At 39.5% G+C, this 1,841-nt stretch carries 1 protein-coding gene; it reads left to right on the top strand.

The genetic code is table 11. From position 1 onward, the window contains the following. Positions 1-85: 85 nt before the first annotated feature. Positions 86-1,841: SusC/RagA family TonB-linked outer membrane protein (locus AAC033_RS19125; protein WP_339741191.1), on the top strand; the 1,756-nt coding region annotated here is incomplete at its 3' end.

The following is a 1,841-nucleotide window of genomic DNA, read 5'->3' as shown; positions in this document are numbered from 1 at the left end:
AATTATAAATCTTTACAAAACTATGAAAAAAAAACGATTATGTGGTTATCCTGCGAGAGTGGGATGGACTGAAATTCTACGAATTATGAAGCTAACATCTTTTTTGATTTTGCTTTTTGTCCTCGACGCATCAGCGTCTCTCTATTCGCAAAATACGAAAGTTTCTGTAAGAATTCAGAATGGTACTTTAAGCGAAATTTTTCAAGAAATTGAAGAGCAATCTGAATTCAGATTTTTCTATCAGAATGAACAAATTCAGAATATTGACAGGAAAACGGTCAATGTTAATAACCAGAACATTGAATCACTTTTGGACGACTTGCTTAGCGGAAGTGAAGTGGCTTATAAAATTGTTGATAGACACGTGATTATTTTTACAAAATCTGAAGAAGGTAATCTGAATAATGTCCAACAAGCTAGAACAATTAGTGGGAAAGTGACTGATTCCTCGGGAGCTCCGTTGCCCGGGGTTACGATATTGATTAAAGGGACAACGCAAGGAACCATTTCAGATTTTGATGGAAATTATACTTTGTCAGGGGTGTCTGGAGATGCAACTCTTGTATTCTCTTTTGTTGGGATGCGAAGTCTGGAAATTCCGGTTGCAAACCAAAACAATATTAATATCACAATGGAAGAAGATGCTATTGGTATAGAGGAGGTTGTAGCAGTTGGGTACGGAACCCAAAAGAAGGCTACTCTGACCGGAGCAGTTTCTGCTGTTAAGGGTGACGATATTGTTGCTACAAAGAATGAGAATGCTCAGAACATGTTGACTGGTAAGATATCAGGTGTACGCGTGACACAAAAAACAGCCGAGCCCGGTTCGTTCAATAATAATTTTGATATTCGGGCCATGGGAAACCCCTTGATTATTATCGATGGCATACCACGTACAAACGATGATTTTCAACGCCTTGATCCGCACGATATTGATAATATTTCGGTCTTGAAGGATGCCTCAGCCGCGATTTACGGAGTTCGTGCTGCAAACGGTGTTGTTTTGGTTACCACCAAAAGAGGGACCAATAATAAGGTTGAACTCAACTATTCGGGGTCATTTACATGGCAAATTCCGTCAGGACTTCCTGCAACAGTTGATGCTATTGAGTATATGACACTTCGAAACGAGAGAGCGATGCACAATATCAATGGAGGCTCGCCAATTTTTAATGATGAACAGTTTGAAGATTACCGGTCGGGCAGACTGCAAAGCACAGATTGGTATCCATTGGTTTTTAGCGATTATGCCCCGCAAACAATGCATAATTTAAATGCTACCGGTGGAAATGATAAAACAACTTACTATGTTGGTCTTGGTTACCAGTACCAGGAAGGCTTTTTTAAGTCAAGTGACCTCAAATACAACAAATACAATGTGCGTTCAAATATTACGACCAAAATCACTGATCGCTTAACGCTCGATTTGAACTTAAATCTGGTGATGGATCAACAAGACCGACCTTACCAAGATTCCTGGTGGATTATTCGTGGATTTTGGAGACAAGGAGCACACATTCCGGCTTATGCTAATGATGATCCGACCAGGCCTTATCATGGGCTGATTGAAGGTGATAACCCAATTTCCTTTATGGACAAAGATATTGTTGGTTATAGGCAGTTCAATAAGAAATGGATTCAATCCTCTGCGAGCTTGCAGTATGATATTCCAGGAATTGAAGGCTTGTATGTGAAAGGTTTATTCAGTTACGATTACTATGTTTCCAGCTCAAATATTTTTCAGAAAGAATATGATCAGTATCGATATGATGAGGCTTCGGAAACCTATTCAACCTTTACCCGTCAATCACCTAACCGGATAAGAAGAGAAGCTGACTTCA

Source organism: uncultured Sunxiuqinia sp. (genome assembly GCF_963974515.1).
GTDB lineage: Bacteria > Bacteroidota > Bacteroidia > Bacteroidales > Prolixibacteraceae > Sunxiuqinia.
Note: the sequence above shows the minus strand (reverse complement) of the source record. Positions and strands in the feature narration are given on the sequence as shown.